Origin of the sequence: Dysosmobacter acutus (assembly GCF_018919205.1) — a bacterium.
Classification (GTDB): Bacteria; Bacillota; Clostridia; order Oscillospirales; family Oscillospiraceae; genus Oscillibacter; species Oscillibacter acutus.
Window position 1 is genome coordinate 906,352 of record NZ_JAHLQN010000001.1, and the last position, 17,674, is coordinate 924,025.

17 protein-coding genes are annotated in these 17,674 nt (G+C 62.2%); 2 read left to right on the forward strand and 15 right to left on the reverse strand.

The features are described 5' to 3' along the window. The first annotated feature begins 51 nt into the window (after nucleotides 1-51). Together KQI82_RS04315 and KQI82_RS04320 are read left to right on the forward strand one after the other, a co-directional pair. Nucleotides 52-930 carry an ABC transporter permease gene (locus tag KQI82_RS04315; protein WP_216559178.1) on the forward strand — a complete coding sequence of 293 codons (879 nt, stop codon included), beginning with the start codon at nucleotides 52-54 and terminating at the stop codon, nucleotides 928-930. 27 nt (nucleotides 931-957) lie between these two features. After that, nucleotides 958-2,469: a sulfatase gene (locus KQI82_RS04320; protein ID WP_216559181.1), complete on the forward strand. Its 1,512-nt coding sequence runs from the start codon at nucleotides 958-960 to the stop codon at nucleotides 2,467-2,469. Between the two features lie 58 nt (nucleotides 2,470-2,527). Here KQI82_RS04320 and KQI82_RS04325 read toward each other — a convergent pair whose 3' ends face one another. The 15 genes from KQI82_RS04325 to nusA form a co-directional block, all read right to left on the reverse strand. Beyond that, complete coding sequence (locus KQI82_RS04325) at nucleotides 2,528-3,742, reverse strand: helix-turn-helix domain-containing protein (RefSeq protein WP_216559184.1); 1,215 nt, start codon at nucleotides 3,740-3,742, stop codon at nucleotides 2,528-2,530. 137 nt (nucleotides 3,743-3,879) lie between these two features. After that, a complete protein-coding gene (locus KQI82_RS04330; RefSeq protein ID WP_216559188.1) occupies nucleotides 3,880-4,404 on the reverse strand; it encodes a QueT transporter family protein in 525 nt (174 codons plus the stop codon). Between the two features lie 231 nt (nucleotides 4,405-4,635). Further along, a complete protein-coding gene (locus tag KQI82_RS04335) occupies nucleotides 4,636-5,499 on the reverse strand; it encodes an anti-sigma factor family protein (RefSeq protein WP_216559191.1) in 864 nt (287 codons plus the stop codon). Beyond that, nucleotides 5,496-6,089, reverse strand: a complete 594-nt coding sequence (locus KQI82_RS04340) for an RNA polymerase sigma factor (protein ID WP_216559194.1) — start codon at nucleotides 6,087-6,089, stop codon at nucleotides 5,496-5,498. Before KQI82_RS04340 ends, KQI82_RS04335 begins: the two co-directional genes overlap by 4 nt. After that, entirely contained in the window at nucleotides 6,086-7,054 is a 969-nt protein-coding gene (gene dusB / locus KQI82_RS04345) for a tRNA dihydrouridine synthase DusB (protein WP_216559197.1), read from the reverse strand. The genes KQI82_RS04340 and dusB overlap by 4 nt, the downstream gene beginning before the upstream one ends. Before the next feature lie 139 nt (nucleotides 7,055-7,193). Further along, the gene (locus KQI82_RS04350; protein WP_216559200.1) at nucleotides 7,194-7,466 is read right to left on the reverse strand and encodes a hypothetical protein; all 273 of its coding nucleotides are present in this window, start codon (nucleotides 7,464-7,466) and stop codon (nucleotides 7,194-7,196) included. Between the two features lie 103 nt (nucleotides 7,467-7,569). After that, nucleotides 7,570-9,561, reverse strand: coding sequence for a SpoIIE family protein phosphatase (locus KQI82_RS04355; RefSeq protein ID WP_241426611.1), 1,992 nt, complete (start codon nucleotides 9,559-9,561; stop codon nucleotides 7,570-7,572). 203 nt (nucleotides 9,562-9,764) lie between these two features. Continuing rightward, nucleotides 9,765-10,655 (reverse strand): bifunctional riboflavin kinase/FAD synthetase, encoded by an 891-nt coding sequence (locus KQI82_RS04360; protein WP_216559206.1) that lies wholly within the window; start codon nucleotides 10,653-10,655, stop codon nucleotides 9,765-9,767. Nucleotides 10,656-10,661: 6 nt separating this feature from the next. Then, nucleotides 10,662-11,525 carry a tRNA pseudouridine(55) synthase TruB gene (gene truB / locus KQI82_RS04365; protein ID WP_216559209.1) on the reverse strand — a complete coding sequence of 288 codons (864 nt, stop codon included), beginning with the start codon at nucleotides 11,523-11,525 and terminating at the stop codon, nucleotides 10,662-10,664. 28 nt (nucleotides 11,526-11,553) lie between these two features. Next, nucleotides 11,554-12,507, reverse strand: coding sequence for a DHH family phosphoesterase (locus tag KQI82_RS04370; RefSeq protein ID WP_216559212.1), 954 nt, complete (start codon nucleotides 12,505-12,507; stop codon nucleotides 11,554-11,556). A 2-nt stretch (nucleotides 12,508-12,509) separates the two neighbouring features. Then, on the reverse strand, nucleotides 12,510-12,872 hold the full coding sequence (rbfA, locus tag KQI82_RS04375; protein WP_216559215.1) for a 30S ribosome-binding factor RbfA: 363 nt from the start codon (nucleotides 12,870-12,872) through the stop codon (nucleotides 12,510-12,512). 216 nt (nucleotides 12,873-13,088) lie between these two features. Next, the gene (gene infB, locus KQI82_RS04380) at nucleotides 13,089-15,479 is read right to left on the reverse strand and encodes a translation initiation factor IF-2 (RefSeq protein WP_241426612.1); all 2,391 of its coding nucleotides are present in this window, start codon (nucleotides 15,477-15,479) and stop codon (nucleotides 13,089-13,091) included. Nucleotides 15,480-15,654: 175 nt separating this feature from the next. Continuing rightward, nucleotides 15,655-16,299 (reverse strand): L7Ae/L30e/S12e/Gadd45 family ribosomal protein, encoded by a 645-nt coding sequence (locus KQI82_RS04385; protein ID WP_216559218.1) that lies wholly within the window; start codon nucleotides 16,297-16,299, stop codon nucleotides 15,655-15,657. Further along, nucleotides 16,286-16,567: an RNase P modulator RnpM gene (gene rnpM / locus KQI82_RS04390; protein ID WP_216559221.1), complete on the reverse strand. Its 282-nt coding sequence runs from the start codon at nucleotides 16,565-16,567 to the stop codon at nucleotides 16,286-16,288. The genes KQI82_RS04385 and rnpM overlap by 14 nt, the downstream gene beginning before the upstream one ends. Nucleotides 16,568-16,582: 15 nt before the next feature. Then, nucleotides 16,583-17,650, reverse strand: a complete 1,068-nt coding sequence (gene nusA, locus KQI82_RS04395) for a transcription termination factor NusA (RefSeq protein ID WP_216559224.1) — start codon at nucleotides 17,648-17,650, stop codon at nucleotides 16,583-16,585. Nucleotides 17,651-17,674: the final 24 nt, after the last annotated feature.

Below are 17,674 nucleotides of genomic sequence, written 5' to 3' on the forward strand. Positions count from 1 at the left end.
GCGGAGTTTACGAAATCTTACAACTCTTGGGAAAAAGGAGGAACCCTCAATATGGAATTAGCGGGTCTTCTTCTGGCCTCTGCCCTTCGCTCCTCCATCCCGGTGGCGCTCTCCGCCATCGGAGGCACCTTCTCCGCGCGCAGCGGAACCATGCCCATGGGCATGGAGGGCTTTATTCTGATGGGGGCATTCGGCGCTACCTGCGGCTCCTACTATTCGGGCAGCGCTCTGGTGGGCCTGATCTGCGGCGTGCTGATCGCCTGGCTGTATGCCATGATCCACGGCGTTTTGTGCGTCCAGTACCACATGAACCAGGTCATCTGCGGCATCGGGCTCAACATGTTTGCCGCCGGCTTTACGGCATCCCTGACGCAGATCATCTGGGGTTCCCGGGCCTATTCCGATTCGGTGAGCGCACTGCCCCATGTCAGGCTGCCTATCCTGGGGACCACCTCTTTGCTGCTGCCGGCGACCATGCTCATCGGCATCGTGGGCTGGGTGTTTCTCTTCCGCACCACCTGGGGACTCAGGCTGCGGATCGTGGGAGAAAAGCCTCTGGCCGCCCGGTCCATCGGCATCTCCATCAAGAAATACCGGTTTTTGGGCGAGTCCATCACCGGGATTCTCTGCGGCCTGGCCGGATGCTACCTGGCCATTGACCACGTGAACCGCTTCACATTTGGCATGAGCGCCGGACGCGGCTACATCGCGGTGGCTGTGAACATCTTAGGAAAGTACAACCCCGTCGGGTCCATGTTGGGAAGCCTGATCTTTGGCTTCTCCGCCTCTTTGAAAAACGTCTTCACCGACGGAACCATCCCCTCTCAGCTGCTGGAGATGTGTCCCTATCTGGTGACCATCCTGGTGGTCACATTTGCCGTGCGCCACGTTCGGGCGCCTGCCGGCATCGCGGACAGCGGAGAGGAATAATTCCCGTAGAAATAGTGAGGAAATGAAATGAAAGCGATCATGATCATGTTCGATTCCCTGAACCGCGGCATGCTGCCGCCTTACGGCGGAACCGATATCATCGCTCCCAACTTTGAGCGTCTTGCAAAACATGCGGCCACTTTCGACAACTTTTATGCCGGAAGCCTGCCCTGCATGCCTGCCCGGCGGGAAATCCACACCGGCCGTTACAACTTCCTGCACCGGGGCTGGGGCCCAATCGAGCTCTACGACGACTCCATGCCGGAGCTGCTGAAAAAGAGCGGGGTTTACACCCACCTGGTCTCCGACCACTGGCACTACTGGGAGCAGGGCGGAAGCGACTACCAGACCAAATACAACTCCTTTGAGTATGCCCGGGGCAAGGAGGGCGATCCCTGGAAGGCCCGCGTGGAGTGGGAGACGCCTCCCCATCTCTACGGCCGGACCGACAACTGCGGCCGCCAGGAGTACATCAACCGCCACTATATGCCTCGGGAGGAGGACATCTCCATTGCCCAGAATTTTAAGCACGGCCTGGAATTTTTAGACGACAACCACAGCGCCGACAACTGGTTCCTCCAGATTGAGGAGTTTGACCCCCACGAGCCCTATTATGTTCCGGACCGCTTTATGGAGCTCTATGAAAAGGAGTACCACGGCCGCGCCTTCGACTGGCCCCAGTATCATCAGGTGGGCTTTGCCGGGGAGACGGAGGAGGAGATCCTCCACGGCATCCGCAAGTACTATGCCACCGTCAGCATGTGCGACCACTACCTGGGCCAGGTTCTGGACCGGATGGACCAGTACGGCCTGTGGGACGACACCATGCTGATCGTCAATACGGACCACGGCTTTCTGCTCACCGAGCACAACTGGTGGGGCAAGATCTGCGAGCCCCACTACGACGAGCTGGTCCACACGCCCTTCTTCCTGTGGGACCCCCGCAGCGGGGCTCGGGGCGTGAGGCGGACAGCGCTGTGCCAGACCATCGACATCGCCCCCACGCTGCTGGAGTATTTCGGCGTGGAGCGCCCTGGGGACATGCTGGGAATCCCGCTGAAGGAGACGGCGGCCTCGGACAAAAAAATCCGGGACTACGCCCTGTTCGGCATGCACGGGTTCCATGTCAACGTCACCGACGGCCGGTATGTCTACATGCGTGCCCCGCTGAGGGAGCAGGTGGATCAGCTTTACGACTATCTCCAGACGCCGACCAGCTATCCGGGCAGCATCACTCTGGAAAAAATGCGCAAGGCCGAGTTCGTGCCGCCCATGTCCTTTACCAAGGGTACGCCCCTCATTCGCCTGCCAGGCAACGCCATGGGCATGATCTCCGACGATCCGGAGTCTCTCTACGGTCCCGACGGACTCTACGAAGGAGGAAACCTGCTCTTTGATCTGGAGACAGACCCCAAGCAGATGCATCCCTATCATGACGACGCAATCGAGCAGCGTCTGGCCCAGGCCATGGCCGATCTGATGCGTCAAAACGACGCGCCGGCGGAGCAGTATGTCCGCCTGGGGCTGGAACACAAGTGATTTTTTCTGAAAAAAGGAGCGGAACGGCGCAGCCGTTCCGCTCCTTTTTATGTTTGCCCTATTGCGCCCACTCCGCCGGGGGTTCCACAACCCTCAGCTCTCCCTCCTTTACCTGGCAGGCCCAAGGCGCCCAGCGGAACTGGCGGCTGAAGTTGTCGGTGGCCACCGCCCCCAATACAATGATGTCCCCCTCCTCCACGGGGAAGCAGGTCTCCGGCAATATGACTTCAAAGTCATCGCCGCCGCTTGAAAAGGTAACAGCCGGGCCAGCCTCCATTGTAAAAGCCGGTTTGCTGTTGACAAAGTAGCCGATTTCCGCACCTTGGGCGTAAACCGCATCCGAATAGGCGGGGTCATAGAGGGAAAAGGAGGCACCCACCTCATTTCGTCCAATGCAGAAAAGACCTCCTTCCGGGACTCCTCCCGGCCTTTCCCGATCATAGCTTGCGCTGCTACAATAAAGCATAGTTCCCCGCTCAGCGCCAGTGACCACCTCCAACAGCTGGGTCTCCAGCGTCTCACCCCTTTGAAAGCAGACGGACAGGGCAATGCTGTCGGACAGGGGACAGGTGAGCTCCGCGGAAAAGTCGGGCCCCTCACCCTGCGCCGCCTGCTCTGTGGTCCCGCTGCTCTCCGCCACAAACGTGGCCTTCATTCCCGGCTCAAAGGTCTTTGGGGTGGCGGACAGGCGGAAGGTGATGGTATCCGCTCCCACATCCACCGCTTCCCGCTCCACCGCGTAGACCGCGGTCAGTTGATTCTGTGCCCTCAGGATATCCTCCACCCGCCCGGCGAGGGAGTCCATCTGAATTTCCACCGAGGACTTGACACGCTCTATGTTCTCGCGAAACTCGTCGCCCATGCCGTCGATTTTCCACTTGAGATTTCGATAGGCGCCCAACAGCACGGCACACGCCAGCATGAGAACCGCAAGCGCAAACAGCCCCTGCTTCCGGTTTTGCCGGGCCGTTTGGCTCTTCTGCGCTCCCTCACGGACGTTTAAGTAACGGGAGACGATCTCCTCCACCATGGCAAGCTGCCGCTCGTCCAACTGGGAAGGCTCCTCGGGCTGCGCCTCCTCCACGCCTAACAAAACGCCTACCGGCACATGGAACAGGCGGCTCATGGCCACTAATTTTTCCACCTCCGGCAGCGTGGCGTCCGACTCCCATTTGGAGATGGCCTGACGGGACACGCCAAGGGCTTCTCCAAGCGATTCCTGGGACAGCTGCTGATTTTTTCTATGCTGTGTGATCCGTTCTCCTACTGTCATTCGCGCTCCCTCCCATAGAGCCAGTCTACCTGCTCCCGATGGGAAAAGCCACCATCCGGCGTTTTCCTTTTGTCAACCAGGGGTTGCGGCACTCTGCGCAGGGTATGCGCCCGATCACATTGCTGAAAAAACGCGGGCTACTTCTGTCCCTGTGGCCGCATATAGGGCGCAAGGCCGTGGATGCGGGGCAGCACGCCTAAGAGCGCCGAGCCCAGCACATAGCAGGAGATCAGCTCCCCAAGGCCCACGGTGGCTGCGTTGTAGAGGAACGCGGCCGCGAAAGAGCCGCCGCCGGAGGTCTGCTGAAAGGCGATGACGGCGCCCACAATGAGGGCGTTGCACAGCACCGGCGGCAGGGGAGCCAGCCACTTTTGCCTGCACCTGGAGGTGAGCACCGCGGCCAGCAGCGTGGCGAGGGATCCAAAAATGATGTCCAGGGCGCCATAGGGGCTCAGGAGATTGGCAATGAGGCAGCCGATGAAAAGGCCAGGCGTGGCGGCGGGAAAGAAGAAGGGGAGGACGCACAGCGCCTCGGAAAAGCGGCACTGGATGGGGCCGTAAGCCACGCTGAACAGGGCGGCAAAGTAGGACAGCACCGCATAGGCGGCCGCCACCACGGCGGCAAAGGTGATCTGCTGGACGGTAAATCTGGATTTGGACATAAAAAGAAACCTCCTGAATCAAGTTCGGAGGCTCCATCGCAGGACGAATTCCGCCCGCGCAAAAGGCCGCGGACCGCCTCCATTTTTTGTTTAGAGAACGGCAAGTTTGCCGAACGAACGCCGCATGAACGGCGCTTGGACAGGAGTGGAAACCTGTCGCAAGCAGTATAGCACTAAAGAGGACAAAAAGAAAGAGCCCACTCCACTTTTTTGTGAAATGGGCTCTTTTATTCAGTTTTCCGTGACAACCACCAGAGCGTAGTCCCCGCTCTGCCGGCGCCCCGCGTCCACCGGGGAGATCAGCTCCGGAAGCTGTCCGGCCAGACCGTCGTACTCCGCCTCCGTCAGAGTGTAAGCCACACCGACGATCGCACCGTCGCTGTAGTCCTCTCCGCTATAGCCCTCCAACAGCGTGCCGGCCTGGAGGGTGGTGAGATAGACCTGGGTGAAGTAGGAGACTCCGTCCCCAGGATTGGAGTAGGCTGCGGCGTCGGGGAGGCTGGTGGGCGCCACAACCCCCTGGTCTTCAGAGCCTGCCGGATTCTTCGGCGCGGAGGATTCATAATTCGGGGGGATATCCTCCGGAGAGGACATGCCGAAACTTTTGGAGGAGGAGCCGCCGCTTCCCGCGGCGGTGTCCTGTTGGGAGCTCCCCTCGGAGGAGCTGCCCTGGGCCACGAAGGCATCGCCGCTCAACTCCCCGGAGGACTCGGAGAGAAGCGCGGTCTCTCCGCCGCCGGCAGAGTTTCCGGAAGCCCCTTCCAGGCCGGAAAACAGCCCCTTCGTACCGCCCAGGACAATGAGAAATGCCAGGCAGGCCGCCAGCGGCACCATAGTCCGCAGCTTCCGGGAGCGGGCCCTGCGGCGGACCTGTTGGGAGCGGATGGTGGCCATGACAGAGTCGGCCAGACCTTCGGGCGTCTGCGTCTCATCCAGCGTGGGGAGGCCGTCCCGGATGGCGTACAGCTGTGCAAGATAGGCGCGGCAGCCGGGGCAGTCTTTCAAATGGGTCAAAAGCGCGGATTGTTCCTCCGGCGTCAGCTCATCATCTATATACGCGCTGATGGGAGCTGCATAGTCTTCACAGTATTTCATTTGCAGCCCTCCTTTTCTATCTCTTTGGACGGCTGGGGCGCGAAAAAGTTCCCGCGCTCCAGCAAAACCTTGCGCAGGTGCTTCCGGCCCCGGCTGATCCGGGATTTGACCGTGCCCACGTCCACGTCCAGCGTGTCGGCGATCTCGCTGTAGGAAAGCTGATGCATCTCCCGCAGCACCAGCACCTGACGATGGTCGTCGGAGAGGGACAGAAGGCCCCGCTCAATCTCCTCCCGCAGCGCGGAGCGCTCCAAGGCCTCCTCCGGAGTGGGGGCGCAGTCCGGCAGGTCGATGTTCAGCTCCTCATCCTCAAGGGAGAGGGCAGGGCGCTTCTGCTTGCGAAGAAGGTCGATGGAGGCGTTGGAGGTCAAGCGGTAGAGCCAGGTGGAAAAGGTGGATTCCCGGCGAAAAAACTTCAGTCCCTGCCAGGCGGAGAGGAAGGCCTCCTGGGCAACCTCGGCCGCGTCGTCGGGGTTGCCGCACATCCGCAGCGCCAGAGCATAGACTTTTTTTTCATACAGCCGCACCAGCGATTCAAAGGCATCATCGTCCCCCTGCTGGGCGGCCAGGATCAATTCAGCTTCCGTCATGTCAAATCCCTCTTGATGCCCTTTGTGACGCGATACACGTCTTCTAAGGTGTTCATCTGCACGATTTGCTCCTTATAGTAGTTGGAATGGGACACGCCCTTTAAATACCAGCAGTAGTGGCGGCGGGCCTCCAGAACCGCCACCTTCTCGCCTTTGGAGGCGGCGGCCAGCTCAAACTGCCGCACGGCGGTGTCCACCCGCTCTGAAAGCGGCGGAAGAGGCGGTATATCCTTTCCCTCCAGGGCGGCCTGCGCCTGCTGGAAGAGCCAAGGGTTTCCAAAGGAGCCCCGGCCGATCATGGCCATGTCCGCTCCGGTGAAGCGGAGGATGCGCACCGCGTCCTCTGCGCTCCAGATGTCGCCGTTGGCGATCACCGGAATGGACACAGACTCCTTTACCGCCCGGATGGTGGTCCAGTCGGCGGTCCCGCTGTACATCTGCGTCCGGGTGCGTCCGTGGACGGCGACGGCGGATACGCCCGCCTGCTCCAGCATCATGGAGAGCTCCACGGCGTTGATGCTGCCCTTGTCCCAGCCCCGGCGCATCTTCACCGTAACCGGAACGGGGCTGGCCCTGACCACGGCCTCGGCCAGGCGCGCGGCCTTTTCCGGGTCGCGCATCAGGGCGCTGCCGTCGCCGGAGGAAACCACCTTGCCCACCGGGCAGCCCATATTGATGTCAATGAAATCGGCGCCGGAGACCTCCGCCGCGATCTGGGCGGCCTCCGCCATGCAGACCGGGTCACTGCCGAAGATCTGGGCCGCCGCCGGATGTTCGCCGGGGGAGAGCTCCAGCAGGAGCCTGGTCTTTTTGTCCTGATAGCACAGGGCCTTGGAGCTGACCAACTCCGTACAGGTAAGGCCCGCGCCCAACTCCCGGCAGATCTGCCGGAAGGCAACGTCCGTCACGCCGGCCATGGGCGCAAGGGCCAGGCGGGAGGGAACTTCCACATCTGAAATTTTCATGGCCGCGCCCTCCTTTTCCATCGAAGACCACCTTAGTTTAGCATAGATCAAGCGCCGGCGCAAGATCGAGTCATCCTGAGAAACCTTCCGTTTACAGGAAAAAAGAAGCCATGGCCTGACGGCCATGACTTCTTTCCCATTACACCAGCGCCACCAACAGCCACACCAGGCCGATGCCGCCGGCGCCCATGACGGCATAGAGAGCGGGGGGCAGGGCCCGCCAGTGGCGGCTCAGCTTGCCGGCACCTTGGGTATAGCTCCTGGCCACCCGCTCCGCCTCCTCCACGATCTCACGGGAGGAGACGCCGTCTTTGGTCAGCGCGTCGTTGCGCACAATGAAAATCGCCTGTTCAAAAATCCGCGGGTCCGGGGAATTGACTACTACGACCCGCCGGGAAACCCCCTTTACCATATCCGATTCCTCACTCTCACATCAATCTCAGCAAATCCATTGTTTCCTTCATGAGGAGGAAGTATACGGAGGTTGGGACAGTTTTACAAAAAATAGAGAAACGTCAGACTTCTTTTTTCTCCCCGGCGGAGCAGAGGTAGAGCACCTGCACGGCGCAGTCGTCGCTCATCTGCCCCTGCTTTCGGACCTGGGCCACGATGGCGTTGGCAAGGAGCTGGGGATCGCTGCCGGGAAAGCCGGCCAGCAGGTTCAAAAGCCATTCGTCGTGGCCCGCGTCCGCAACGCCGTCGCTGATCTGAACCACAAAGCAGCCGTCTTCCAGGGGAAAGTGGGAGGAGTCAGGGGGCGCGGGCTGGGTGTGAAGCCCGGCGGGCAGACAGCCGCCGGTGATGCGCTGCACCCGTCCGCCGCGCTTTACATAGGAGGGGGCTGCTCCGTATTTGTAGACCGCGCCCTGGTCGCCCTCCAACAAAAAGAGGTCGATGGTGGTAAAGCTGCCCGTGTCGGAGCTGCGCAGGGACAGGGCGGAGTTTAAGGTCTTAAGCGCCGCCTCCGGGTCAATGCCCGCCTTTAAAAACCGCTCCATCAGCCTGAGGGTCATGGAGGATTCCCGGCGGGCGGCCTCACCGGTGCCCATGCCGTCGGAGAGCAGCATGCAGAACCGGCCCTGAGTGGTTTCAAAGGAGGAAATGCTGTCGCCGCTGACGCTCTCCCCCTCCTTGGGGGAGAGAACCGCCCCCACCCGCCAGGATGGCGCGGTGCCGAAAGCCGGCGCGGCTTGTCCCAGATGGGAGGCAGTGGAGGCCAAAAGGTCTGACAGCTGGGCGTACTGGCCCTGGGCGCTGCGGCGGGTCTCCTCCATTTGAAGACGGTATTGGCGGCGCAGCAAAAAGGCGGAGAGTTCGCCGTTGATGGAGGTCAGCAGCTCCGGAAAATGGATGCAGCGGGAGGAAAAGTGGGGTGGGAAATCCTTGGGCAGCGCCCGGCCCCTCTCCAGGAGAAACGGCGTTGCGTCGTTCATGGCGTTGAAGGTGGAGGTATACTCTTTCTGCCAGCAGAGATCACACAGCGCGCAGCCCCGGCAGGTGGCCTCCGCCGCCCGGTCGAAGATAATGGCCGGGTTTTCCGTGGGGGCTGAATTGCGGCTGAAGCTGTCGTAGAGGTCCCGCAGGGCTGCGGAGGACTCCTTGAGCTGGAGCCGCAGCCGGTCCAGAAGCGTCACATCCTCCTTTTCCTGGACCCGCTTTCCGGAGAAGAGCTTCCCGGGGAGGAAGAGGAAAACCGTACAGCCCAGGAGCGTCTCCGCCAGAAGGGAGGGCGTGTCCTGCCAAATGGCGGAGAGCAGCAGCGCGGCCAGTGCGGTCAGGGCCGCGGCGGATCCCCGGCCGCAGCGGCTGCGCAGTCCGGCCAGAAGGCCGCTGAGGCCGTAGGCGGCGGCATAGAACAGCGTGTCCGCCCCGGAGCAGAGGTCCATGGCAAGGCCCGTGCAGATGCCGGCGGCCGCGCCGATGCCCATGCCCTGCTGATAGGCCGTGTAGAGCAGCAGACAGCATACGGCGGCACGCCCCGGGGAGATGCCTCCCGGCAGGGCCAGCCCCGCCACGCTGGTCAGCAGTGTCACCGACACATAGAGGAGCGTCAGCTGGCGGTTGCCCTCCTGGCGCAGCAGCAATGTGTATAGCCGGGCGGAGACACCGGTCAGCGCTGCGGCCGCGAGACAGGGAAAGAGGTTGTCCCAGAAGCGGAAGGATTGGAAAAGATAGATAAAATGTACGCAGAGAAATAAAAAGACCGAGAGCACCGGGGTGAAAAGAGGACTCTTGGCCGGACGAGTCCCCTCGAAGGCAGTGGCCGCGGCAAAAATCAGCACGGCGGCGGCTAAAAATCGGAGCGCGTCCGCAAACTCCAAAAAGAGAGCCGCACCAGTTAGACAGCCGGCCAGTGCCGCCCCGCCGGCGGCCCCTGTTCCCGCTGCGGCGGCAAAGCCCAATGCAAAGGGCTGATATCCTCCGGCGACAGTGCTGCCTGTCAGGGCCGCGGACAGGAAAAAGCGAACCCCGCAGCCAAGCAGGAGGGACATCTGCTCCTTATTCAAAGATAAACGCTTCACGGCTGTGACCATCCCTTTCGTAGAATCGCTTGTCCCATTCTACAAAAGCCCTCCCCGAAAAGGCTGTCGGGAAAAGACAGGGGAATAAAATTTTCCATATTTTTCTGGGAAGAAGGGAAAATGAACCGTTCAGCGCGCCTGAAAGGCAAAAAACTCCCCCTGCGGCATCAAACCGCAGAGGGAGGCGATCAGAGGGAGGCAAGATAGGAGGCCGTGGCGCCGATGTCCTGCTGAATCTGGGCGCGGAGCGCGTCCACCGAATCAAAGCGCATCTCACCGCGAAGCTTTTTGAAAAAGTCCAGGCGCAGCGTCTGGCCGTAGAGGTCGCCCTCAAAATGGAGCAGGGAGGCCTCCACCGTGATGTCGGCGCCGTTGTTCACCGTGGGGCGGTTGCCCACGTTGGTGACCGCGTCATAGGCGGAGCCGTCGGGCAAATAGGCCCGGGTGACGTAGACGCCGTGGCTGGGGATCAGCACATTGGGGGGGACGATCAGATTGGCCGTGGGAAAGAGCTGGGATCGTCCGATGCCGCGCCCGTGGCGGACCGTGCCGGTCAGGGTGTGGGGGTGGCCCAAAAACCGGGAGGCCCGCTCCATGTCGCCCTCCTCCACAAGCTGGCGGATGTAGGTGGAGCTGACGGTCATACCGCCGATTTCCACCCGGGGAATGATGTCGCAGCCAATACCCAACTCCTTGCAGGTCTCCTGGAGCAGCTGAGGATTGCCCTGATTTTTATGGCCGAAATGGAAGTCGTGGCCCGCCACCAGATGGACCGCCTGATGCTCGCCGACCAAAAAGCCGGTGATGAACTCCCGCCAGGGCATGGTCATCATCCGCTGGTCAAAGGGGGCCATGATGATCTTGTCGATGCCGTAGAGCCGCTTCACCAGACCCTGGCGGTCCTCCGGGGAGTTGATCAGGGGAATGGGACGGCCGGTGACCACCGCCTTGGGCGGCCGGTCAAAGGTAAAGACCGCGGGGGACAGGCCCCGGTCCCGGGCCACCTCCGCCGTGCGGCGCAGCAGGGCGCCGTGGCCCAGGTGGACGCCGTCAAAAAAACCAAGTGCAATGACTTTCACGTCTGATCACGCTCCAAAGAAATTCTTGATGCTGACAAGCTTTCCCCGTTCCCATCGGCTCAGGCAGAGGAACTGTCCGTCCCGGCCGTAGACCCGGTAGGTCCCCTGGGACAGCTGCGCCGGGATGGGGTTGCCGTGGAGGCAGAAAAACTCCTCCCGCTCCCGCTGAATCCGGTAGGCGGGATATTGTTCAAAAAAGCGGTCCACATCCATCAGCAGCGCCTCGCCTCGCCGCTGCACCTCGTCCAGAGTGACGGCCTCGGCCAGGGTGAACCCGGCGGCCATGGTGCGGCGCAGCGCGCTCATGCACCCGCCGCAGCCCAAGGCCTGTCCGATGTCGTGGCAGAGCGTACGGATGTATGTACCCTTGGAGCACACACAGCGCAGACAAAACTCCGTTTCGCTCAGCTGATCCGTGAGCTCCAGGGCATAGATGGTGACGCTCCGGGGAGCCCGTTCCACCTCCCGGCCCTTGCGGGCCAGGTCGCAGAGCTTCTGCCCGTTGATTTTGATGGCGGAGTACATGGGCGGAATCTGCTGAAGCTCCCCGGTAAAGCGCTTTAGGGCGGCGGAGACATCCTGGGCCGAAACGCTGACATCGGAGCGGGCCAGCACCTCGCCGGTGATGTCCTGGGTGTTGGTGGTCAGTCCCAGCCGCAGTGTGGCCGCGTACTCCTTGCGGCCCTTCTCCGCGAACTCCACCGCCCGGGTGGCCTGTCCCACAAAAACAGGCAGCACTCCGGTGGCCATGGGGTCCAGGGTTCCGGCGTGGCCCACCCGTTTTTCGTGGAGCATCCCCCGGATTTTGGCGCACACGTCCATGCTGGTCCAGTCCCGGGGCTTGTCAATGATGAGAATTCCGTTCGGCATAGTTCCCCCTGTAGTCAATAGTTCGGCGTTAGCGCGGGAAATCGCCTGCGACCCGGGCCACGGCGTCCAAAATCCGCTCGGTGGCCGACTGGGCGCTGCCCTTGATGGTGCAGCCAGCCGCTGCGGCGTGGCCACCGCCGCCCAACAGCTGACAGACCTGGGTGGCGTTGACCCGGCTTCCGGTGCGCAGGGAGATTTTCCAGACGTCTGTGTGCAGCTCCCGCATGGTGACGGCACAGTCGTTGCCCTCCACAAGACCTGCCAGGGAGGAGAGGTCTTCCGCGTCGCTTTCGCTGGCCTGGACCCGCTCCATCAAGGAGACGGGAATCTGCATGACCACAATGCGGCCGCTGTCGAAAAGCTGCATGCTGCGCAGCATGTCTGCCTCAAGGGCCAGGCGCTTACGGCTTTTGGTGCGGAAAAAGGTCTTGTTGACCTGACGGTAGTCGATGCCCGTGTCCATCAGCGCCGCCGCCACCCGGTGGGTGTTGGAGGTGGTATTGGAGTAGACAAAGCAGCCCGTGTCTGTGGATACGGCCACATAGAGGGGCAGGGCGATCTCCGGCGTGATGGGCCCAAGGTCCCGGACAATCTCATAGAGAATCTCGCCGCAGGCGGCACACTGGGGCCGCACGCAGCTGCTTGCTCCGAACCCCTCATAGGAGGGGTGGTGGTCAATGGCCAGGTCCACCCGGTTCTGATAGGGCAGGGCGTTTTCCGGGAACAGGGACAGCGCGGCGATGTCGGTGCTGACCACTTTCTCCGGGCAAAAGCCCTCCGGCGCCAAGTAGGGCGCAGCATAGGGGCGGCTGTTGTCCGTAATCTCCGGGTTGGGCAGAAGATAGGCGGTCTTCCCCAGATTCCGCAGCGCGGCGCAGAGGGCGCTGGCGCAGCCCACCGTGTCCCCATCGGGCCGCAGATGGGTCAGGATCAGGACGTTGTCAAAGGAGCGCAGCAGCTGCGCGGCCTCTTTGGCGGTCATATTCACTCCTCCGTTTCCTCCTCCCGGCGCTCGATGTCCCGCAGGACCTCAAGGATATGGGCGCCGTGCTGGATGGAGTCGTCGGCCACAAACTGCAGCTCCGGGGTGTAGCGCAGGCGCAGGGCGCTGCCCAGCTCCCGGCGCAGAAAGCCGGAGGCGGATTTGAGGCCCTTCAGGATGTCCTGCTCCTGGGACTTGTCCAGGGCGCTGACATAGATGCGGGAATAGCGCAGGTCGCCGGTGGTGTCCACGTGGGTGATGGTCACCATGCCGGACTGGACCCGGGGATCCTTCAGCCGCCGCATCAGGGCGGACAGTTCCCGCTGGATCTCCTCGTTGATACGGCCGATTCGGTTGCTGGGCATAAAGCGGCCTCCTTTCCGGGATTGAAGTTGAATTTTGTGAGGCGCCGCCCGGGAAAGAGCGGCGCTATGGGATAGTATGTGCAGCGGCGCCGTAAAAGTTCGGGATGCACTGGCCTTCCGCCGGAGAATTCTCCCGCGGAAGACAGGGGACGCGGCTGCTTTGAAAAACCGGGACGGGCGAATCCGCCCGCCCCGGTTTCATTGGAAGGGAAAGACCTACTGCTTGATCTCCTCCATGGTGAAGGCTTCGATGATGTCGCCCTCTTTGATGTCGTTGAACCTTTCCACGGTCAGGCCGCACTCATAGTTCTCGGCCACCTCCTTGGCGTCGTCCTTAAAGCGCTTCAAGGAGGCCAGGGAGCCCTCGTGGATGACGATGCCGTCCCGGACCACCCGGACGGAGCAGGCGCGGACAATCTTGCCGTCCTGGACATAGCAGCCGGCCACCGTACCCACGCCGGATACCTTGTAGACCTGGCGGACCTCGGCATGGCCCAGCACCACTTCCTTGAACTTGGGCGCCAGCATACCCTTCATGGCCGCCTCGATCTCGTCGATGCAGTCATAGATCACCCGGTACATGCGCATATCCACATTGGAACGGACGGCGCTGTCCCGGGCCGCCGCGTCGGGACGGACGTTGAAGCCCACAATGATGGCATTGGAGGTGGCGGCAAGCATCACATCGGATTCGTTGACGGCGCCCACGCCACCGTGGATGACACGGACGTTGACCTCTTCGTTGGAGAGCTTCTCCAACGAGGCCTTGACAGCCTCAACGCTGCCCTGGACGTCGGCCTTGACGATGAGGGCCAGCTCCTTGCGCTCGCCCGCCTGAATCTGGTCGAACAGGTTCTCAAGAGAGACCTTCTGCACAGGGGCGGAGGATTTGGACTTCTCCTCCTCCTTGCGCTGCTCCACCAGCTCACGGGCCATGCGCTCATCGGCCACGGCGTGGAAGGTGCTGCCGGCGGAAGGTGCCTCGCTGAGGCCGGCAATCTCCACAGGCACAGAGGGACCGGCCTTCTCCAGCCGCTTGCCCTTGCTGTCCACCATGGTGCGCACACGGCCCACGGCGGTGCCGGCGATGATGATGTCGCCCTGGTTCAGCGTACCGTTCTGCACAAGCAGCGTGGCCACCGGGCCGCGGCCCTTGTCCAGGCGGGCCTCGATGACCGTGCCCTGGGCGGCGCGGTTGGGGTTGGCCTTCAGCTCCGCCATTTCAGCGGTCAGCGTGACCATCTCAAGCAGAGTGTCGATGCCGATGTTCTTCTTGGCGCTGATGGGGCAGCAGATGGTGTCGCCGCCCCAGTCCTCGCTCACCAGGCCGTACTCGGTGAGCTGCTGCTTCACCCGGTCGGGGTTGGCCTCGGGCTTGTCGATCTTGTTGATGGCCACAATGATGGGGATGTCCGCGGCCTTGGCGTGGTTGATGGACTCCACGGTCTGGGGCTTGATGCCGTCCTCGGCGGCCACCACCAAAATGGCGATATCCGTCACCATGGCGCCGCGGGCGCGCATGGAGGTGAAGGCCTCGTGGCCCGGGGTATCCAAGAAGGTGATGGGCTTGCCGTTGATCTGGACCTGATAGGCGCCGATGTGCTGGGTGATGCCGCCGGCCTCGCCGGAGGCGACGGAGGTGTTGCGGATGGCGTCCAACAAGGAGGTCTTGCCGTGGTCCACGTGGCCCATGACCACCACCACGGGAGCCCGGGGCACCAGATCCTCCGGCTTATCCTCGTGGTCGTCAATGAGGCGCTCTTCAATGGTGACGGTGACTTCCTTCTCCACCTTACAGCCCAAATCCATGGCCACCAGGGCGGCGGTATCATAGTCGATGATCTGGGGCAGGGAGGCCATGATGCCGTTTTTCATCAGCACCTTGACCACCTCGGCGCCGGTCTTCTTCATCCGGGAGGCCAGCTCTCCCACGGAGATCTCATCGGGGATCTGGACCTTCAGAGGGGTCTTCTTGGCGATCTCCAGCTGGAGGCGGCGCATTTTCTCCTGCTCATCCTGACGGCGCTTGCTTGAAAAGGGCACGCCGCCCCGGCGGCCGCCGGTGTTGCTGCGGAATTTTTCCTTGCCCTGCTGCATCCGGCTGGCGCGCTCGGGAGCCAGCTCCTCCAGCCGCTGGTCATATTTGGCCAGGTTCACGTCGCCGCCCTTGCGGGTGTCCACAATCTTTTTCTGGGGAACCCGGGTGGTGGGGCGCTGCACGTTCTGCTGAGCGGGCTTGGCGCCACCCTGGGGCTGCGCCTGCTGGGGCCGGGGCTGTTCCTGCCTCGGGGAAACCCCATTTTGCGGCCGGGGGCGATTCTCCGGGCGGTTCTCGGCCCGGGGAGCCTGGGGCTGCTGCCTGGGGGCCTCGGGCTTGGGCTGCGCCGCCGGCTCCTTATAGGTGTCCGCAAAGATCACCTGGATCCCGGACACAGGATGCTTCTGCGTCAGATAGTCAAAGATCAGAGAGAGCTCGTGATCCGTCAGCACCTGCATGTGGTTTTTCGGCGTGGACGCATAGTTCGTCAGGATTTCCGTGATCTCGCGGGTGGAAAGACCGAAATCCTTCGCCACCTCATGCACTCTGTATTTGTCGATTGTACCCAAATAAAGCCACCTCCATATAAGCTTAGCTTCGCTCCTGTCCGGGCGGAAAAAGACCGCCATTCGCGCCATCCAGACGCGCTTTTGCTGCGTCATTGCGCAGACATTGCTTTTCGGAGCGAAGCCGTCCAAAAAACACACGCAAACCCCCGCGTACAAAGCGGGCGCCGCTTACCTGTCAGCTGCTGCCCTTGCCGCGAAACGATCCCTTTCCACGCTTAACAGGCCGGCTGCCGGAGTAGGGATTTTTCTTCGCCGCAATGCGCCGCCGGGCATTTTGTCCGGCGGGGCTCCGGGGACTTCGGGCAGCGCCGCCCCGGCCTGGTTTTCTGCCCTCCGCCGCTGGAGGCGCCGTCTTTTCTGCGGAGACCTTCCGCTTTGCGGATGCTCTTTTTTCCGCGGCCGCTTTCTGCTCACTGGCAACCCGCTTTTCCTCGGCCGCCCTGCGGCGCTCCGAGGCCCGCCTGGCCTTCAGCCTCAGCTTTTCAGCCGTGACGCCGTAAGCATCCGGATCGGATGCGGCTAACTTGTCGGCCACGGCGCTGGCAAAGCCGATGTCGGTGATGGCCGCGATGGCACAGGAGGTGCGGCCCACGGCCCGGCCCAGCTCGTCTTTGGAGAAGGGGAGGCGGAGCCAGAGGCACTTGCCTTCCTGGGCAAAGTGGAGCGCCCGCCGCGCTGTGGACGCGGCCGCGTCGGAGGCCAGCAGGATCAGCCGCACGTCCTGTACCCGGCAGACCATCCCCACCGGCTCCTCCCCGGCCTCCAGCCGTCCCGCCTTTTTGGCAAGGCCGATGAGATGCAGCAGATTATTGTTCTCCATCCAGCGCTCCTAACTGAGACTCCAGGGCGTCATAGACCTCCGCCGGTACGGCGCAGTCAAAGGCACGCTCCAGCGCCTTGGATTTTCTGGCCTTGCGCAGGCACTCCGGGCTGGGGCACACATAGGCGCCCCGGCCGTTTTTTCGTCCGCCGCTGTCTAAGGAGATATCTCCCTCCGGCGAGCGGACCACGCGGATGAGAGCCTTTTTCTCTTTCATTTCGCGGCAGCCGATACATTGCCGCTGTGGGATTTTCTTAGGCTTTTGCATTAGCTGCCTCCTTGATTATTCTTCCGCTTCCTCGTGATAGCTTTCCGGCTTGATATCGATTTTATAACCGGTCAGACGGGCCGCCAGCCGGGCGTTCTGGCCCTCCTTGCCGATGGCCAGGCTCAGCTGGTCGTCAGGCACCATGCAGCGGCAGGCCTTGCCCTCCTCCGCCATCAGGACCTCCACCACGTCGGCAGGGGCCAGGGCGGCGGCGATGAATTCGGCGGGGTCGTCGCTATATTTGATGATGTCGATCTTTTCGCCCCGCAGCTCCTCCACGATGTTGGCCACGCGCTGGCCCTTGGGACCCACGCAGGCGCCGATGGGATCCACATTCTCATCGTTGGACCACACGGCCATCTTGGTGCGGCTGCCGGCTTCCCGGGCAATGGAGCGGACCTCCACGGTGCCGTCGTAAATCTCGGGGACTTCCAGCTCAAAAAGCCGCTTCACAAGGCCCGGGTGGGTGCGGGAGATCAGCACCTGGGGCCCGCGGGTGGAGCGGCGCACCTCCACCACATACACCTTTACGTGCATGCCCTCAACCAAAACCTCCCCCTGCACCTGCTCGCCGGCGGTGAGCAGGGCCTCGGTGGATTCGGCGCCGTTGCCGATGCGCAGTGAGACGTTGCCGTTACGGGGGTCCACACGGGTGACCACACCGGTGAGAATTTCGTGCTGCTTGGAGTTGAACTCATCATAGACCATGCCCCGCTCGGCTTCACGCAGACCCTGGATGATGACCTGCTTGCCGTTGCCGGCGGCAATGCGGCCAAACTCCACGTTGTTCACGGGGAAGTTGACCATCATGCCCAACTCGTACTTGGCGGAGATGTCGCGGGCGTCCTCAAGGGAAATCTGAGAGGCGGGGTTCTCCACCTCTTCCACCACTTCCTTCTGGACATACATCTTAAGGTCCTGTTTGGCCTCGTCCACGTCCACGACCACGTTCTCCACGCCCTCGTGGTCCCGCTTATAGGCGGTGGTCAGCGCCTGAACGATCTTATCCATCATAAAGGCCTGGGGGATGCCCCGCTCCTTTTCCAAAAGCGCCAGTGCGGCAAAAATTTCATCACATTTCATGAGGCTGCTCTCCTATTCTATCGT

Bases quoted from the DNA above. Each gene is read 5' to 3' on its own strand.
- KQI82_RS04370 (WP_216559212.1), bottom strand. From the start codon at position 12,507: ATGACCGCCAAAGAGGCCGCGCAGCTGCTGCGCTCCTTTGACAACGTC.
- KQI82_RS04320 (WP_216559181.1), top strand. From the start codon at position 958: ATGAAAGCGATCATGATCATGTTCGATTCCCTGAACCGCGGCATGCTG.
- rbfA (WP_216559215.1), bottom strand. From the start codon at position 12,872: ATGCCCAGCAACCGAATCGGCCGTATCAACGAGGAGATCCAGCGGGAA.
- rnpM (WP_216559221.1), bottom strand. From the start codon at position 16,567: ATGCAAAAGCCTAAGAAAATCCCACAGCGGCAATGTATCGGCTGCCGC.
- KQI82_RS04315 (WP_216559178.1), top strand. From the start codon at position 52: ATGGAATTAGCGGGTCTTCTTCTGGCCTCTGCCCTTCGCTCCTCCATC.
- nusA (WP_216559224.1), bottom strand. From the start codon at position 17,650: ATGAAATGTGATGAAATTTTTGCCGCACTGGCGCTTTTGGAAAAGGAG.
- KQI82_RS04350 (WP_216559200.1), bottom strand. From the start codon at position 7,466: ATGGTAAAGGGGGTTTCCCGGCGGGTCGTAGTAGTCAATTCCCCGGAC.
- KQI82_RS04325 (WP_216559184.1), bottom strand. From the start codon at position 3,742: ATGACAGTAGGAGAACGGATCACACAGCATAGAAAAAATCAGCAGCTG.
- KQI82_RS04340 (WP_216559194.1), bottom strand. From the start codon at position 6,089: ATGACGGAAGCTGAATTGATCCTGGCCGCCCAGCAGGGGGACGATGAT.
- KQI82_RS04385 (WP_216559218.1), bottom strand. From the start codon at position 16,299: ATGGAGAACAATAATCTGCTGCATCTCATCGGCCTTGCCAAAAAGGCG.
- KQI82_RS04330 (WP_216559188.1), bottom strand. From the start codon at position 4,404: ATGTCCAAATCCAGATTTACCGTCCAGCAGATCACCTTTGCCGCCGTG.
- truB (WP_216559209.1), bottom strand. From the start codon at position 11,525: ATGCCGAACGGAATTCTCATCATTGACAAGCCCCGGGACTGGACCAGC.
- dusB (WP_216559197.1), bottom strand. From the start codon at position 7,054: ATGAAAATTTCAGATGTGGAAGTTCCCTCCCGCCTGGCCCTTGCGCCC.
- KQI82_RS04335 (WP_216559191.1), bottom strand. From the start codon at position 5,499: ATGAAATACTGTGAAGACTATGCAGCTCCCATCAGCGCGTATATAGAT.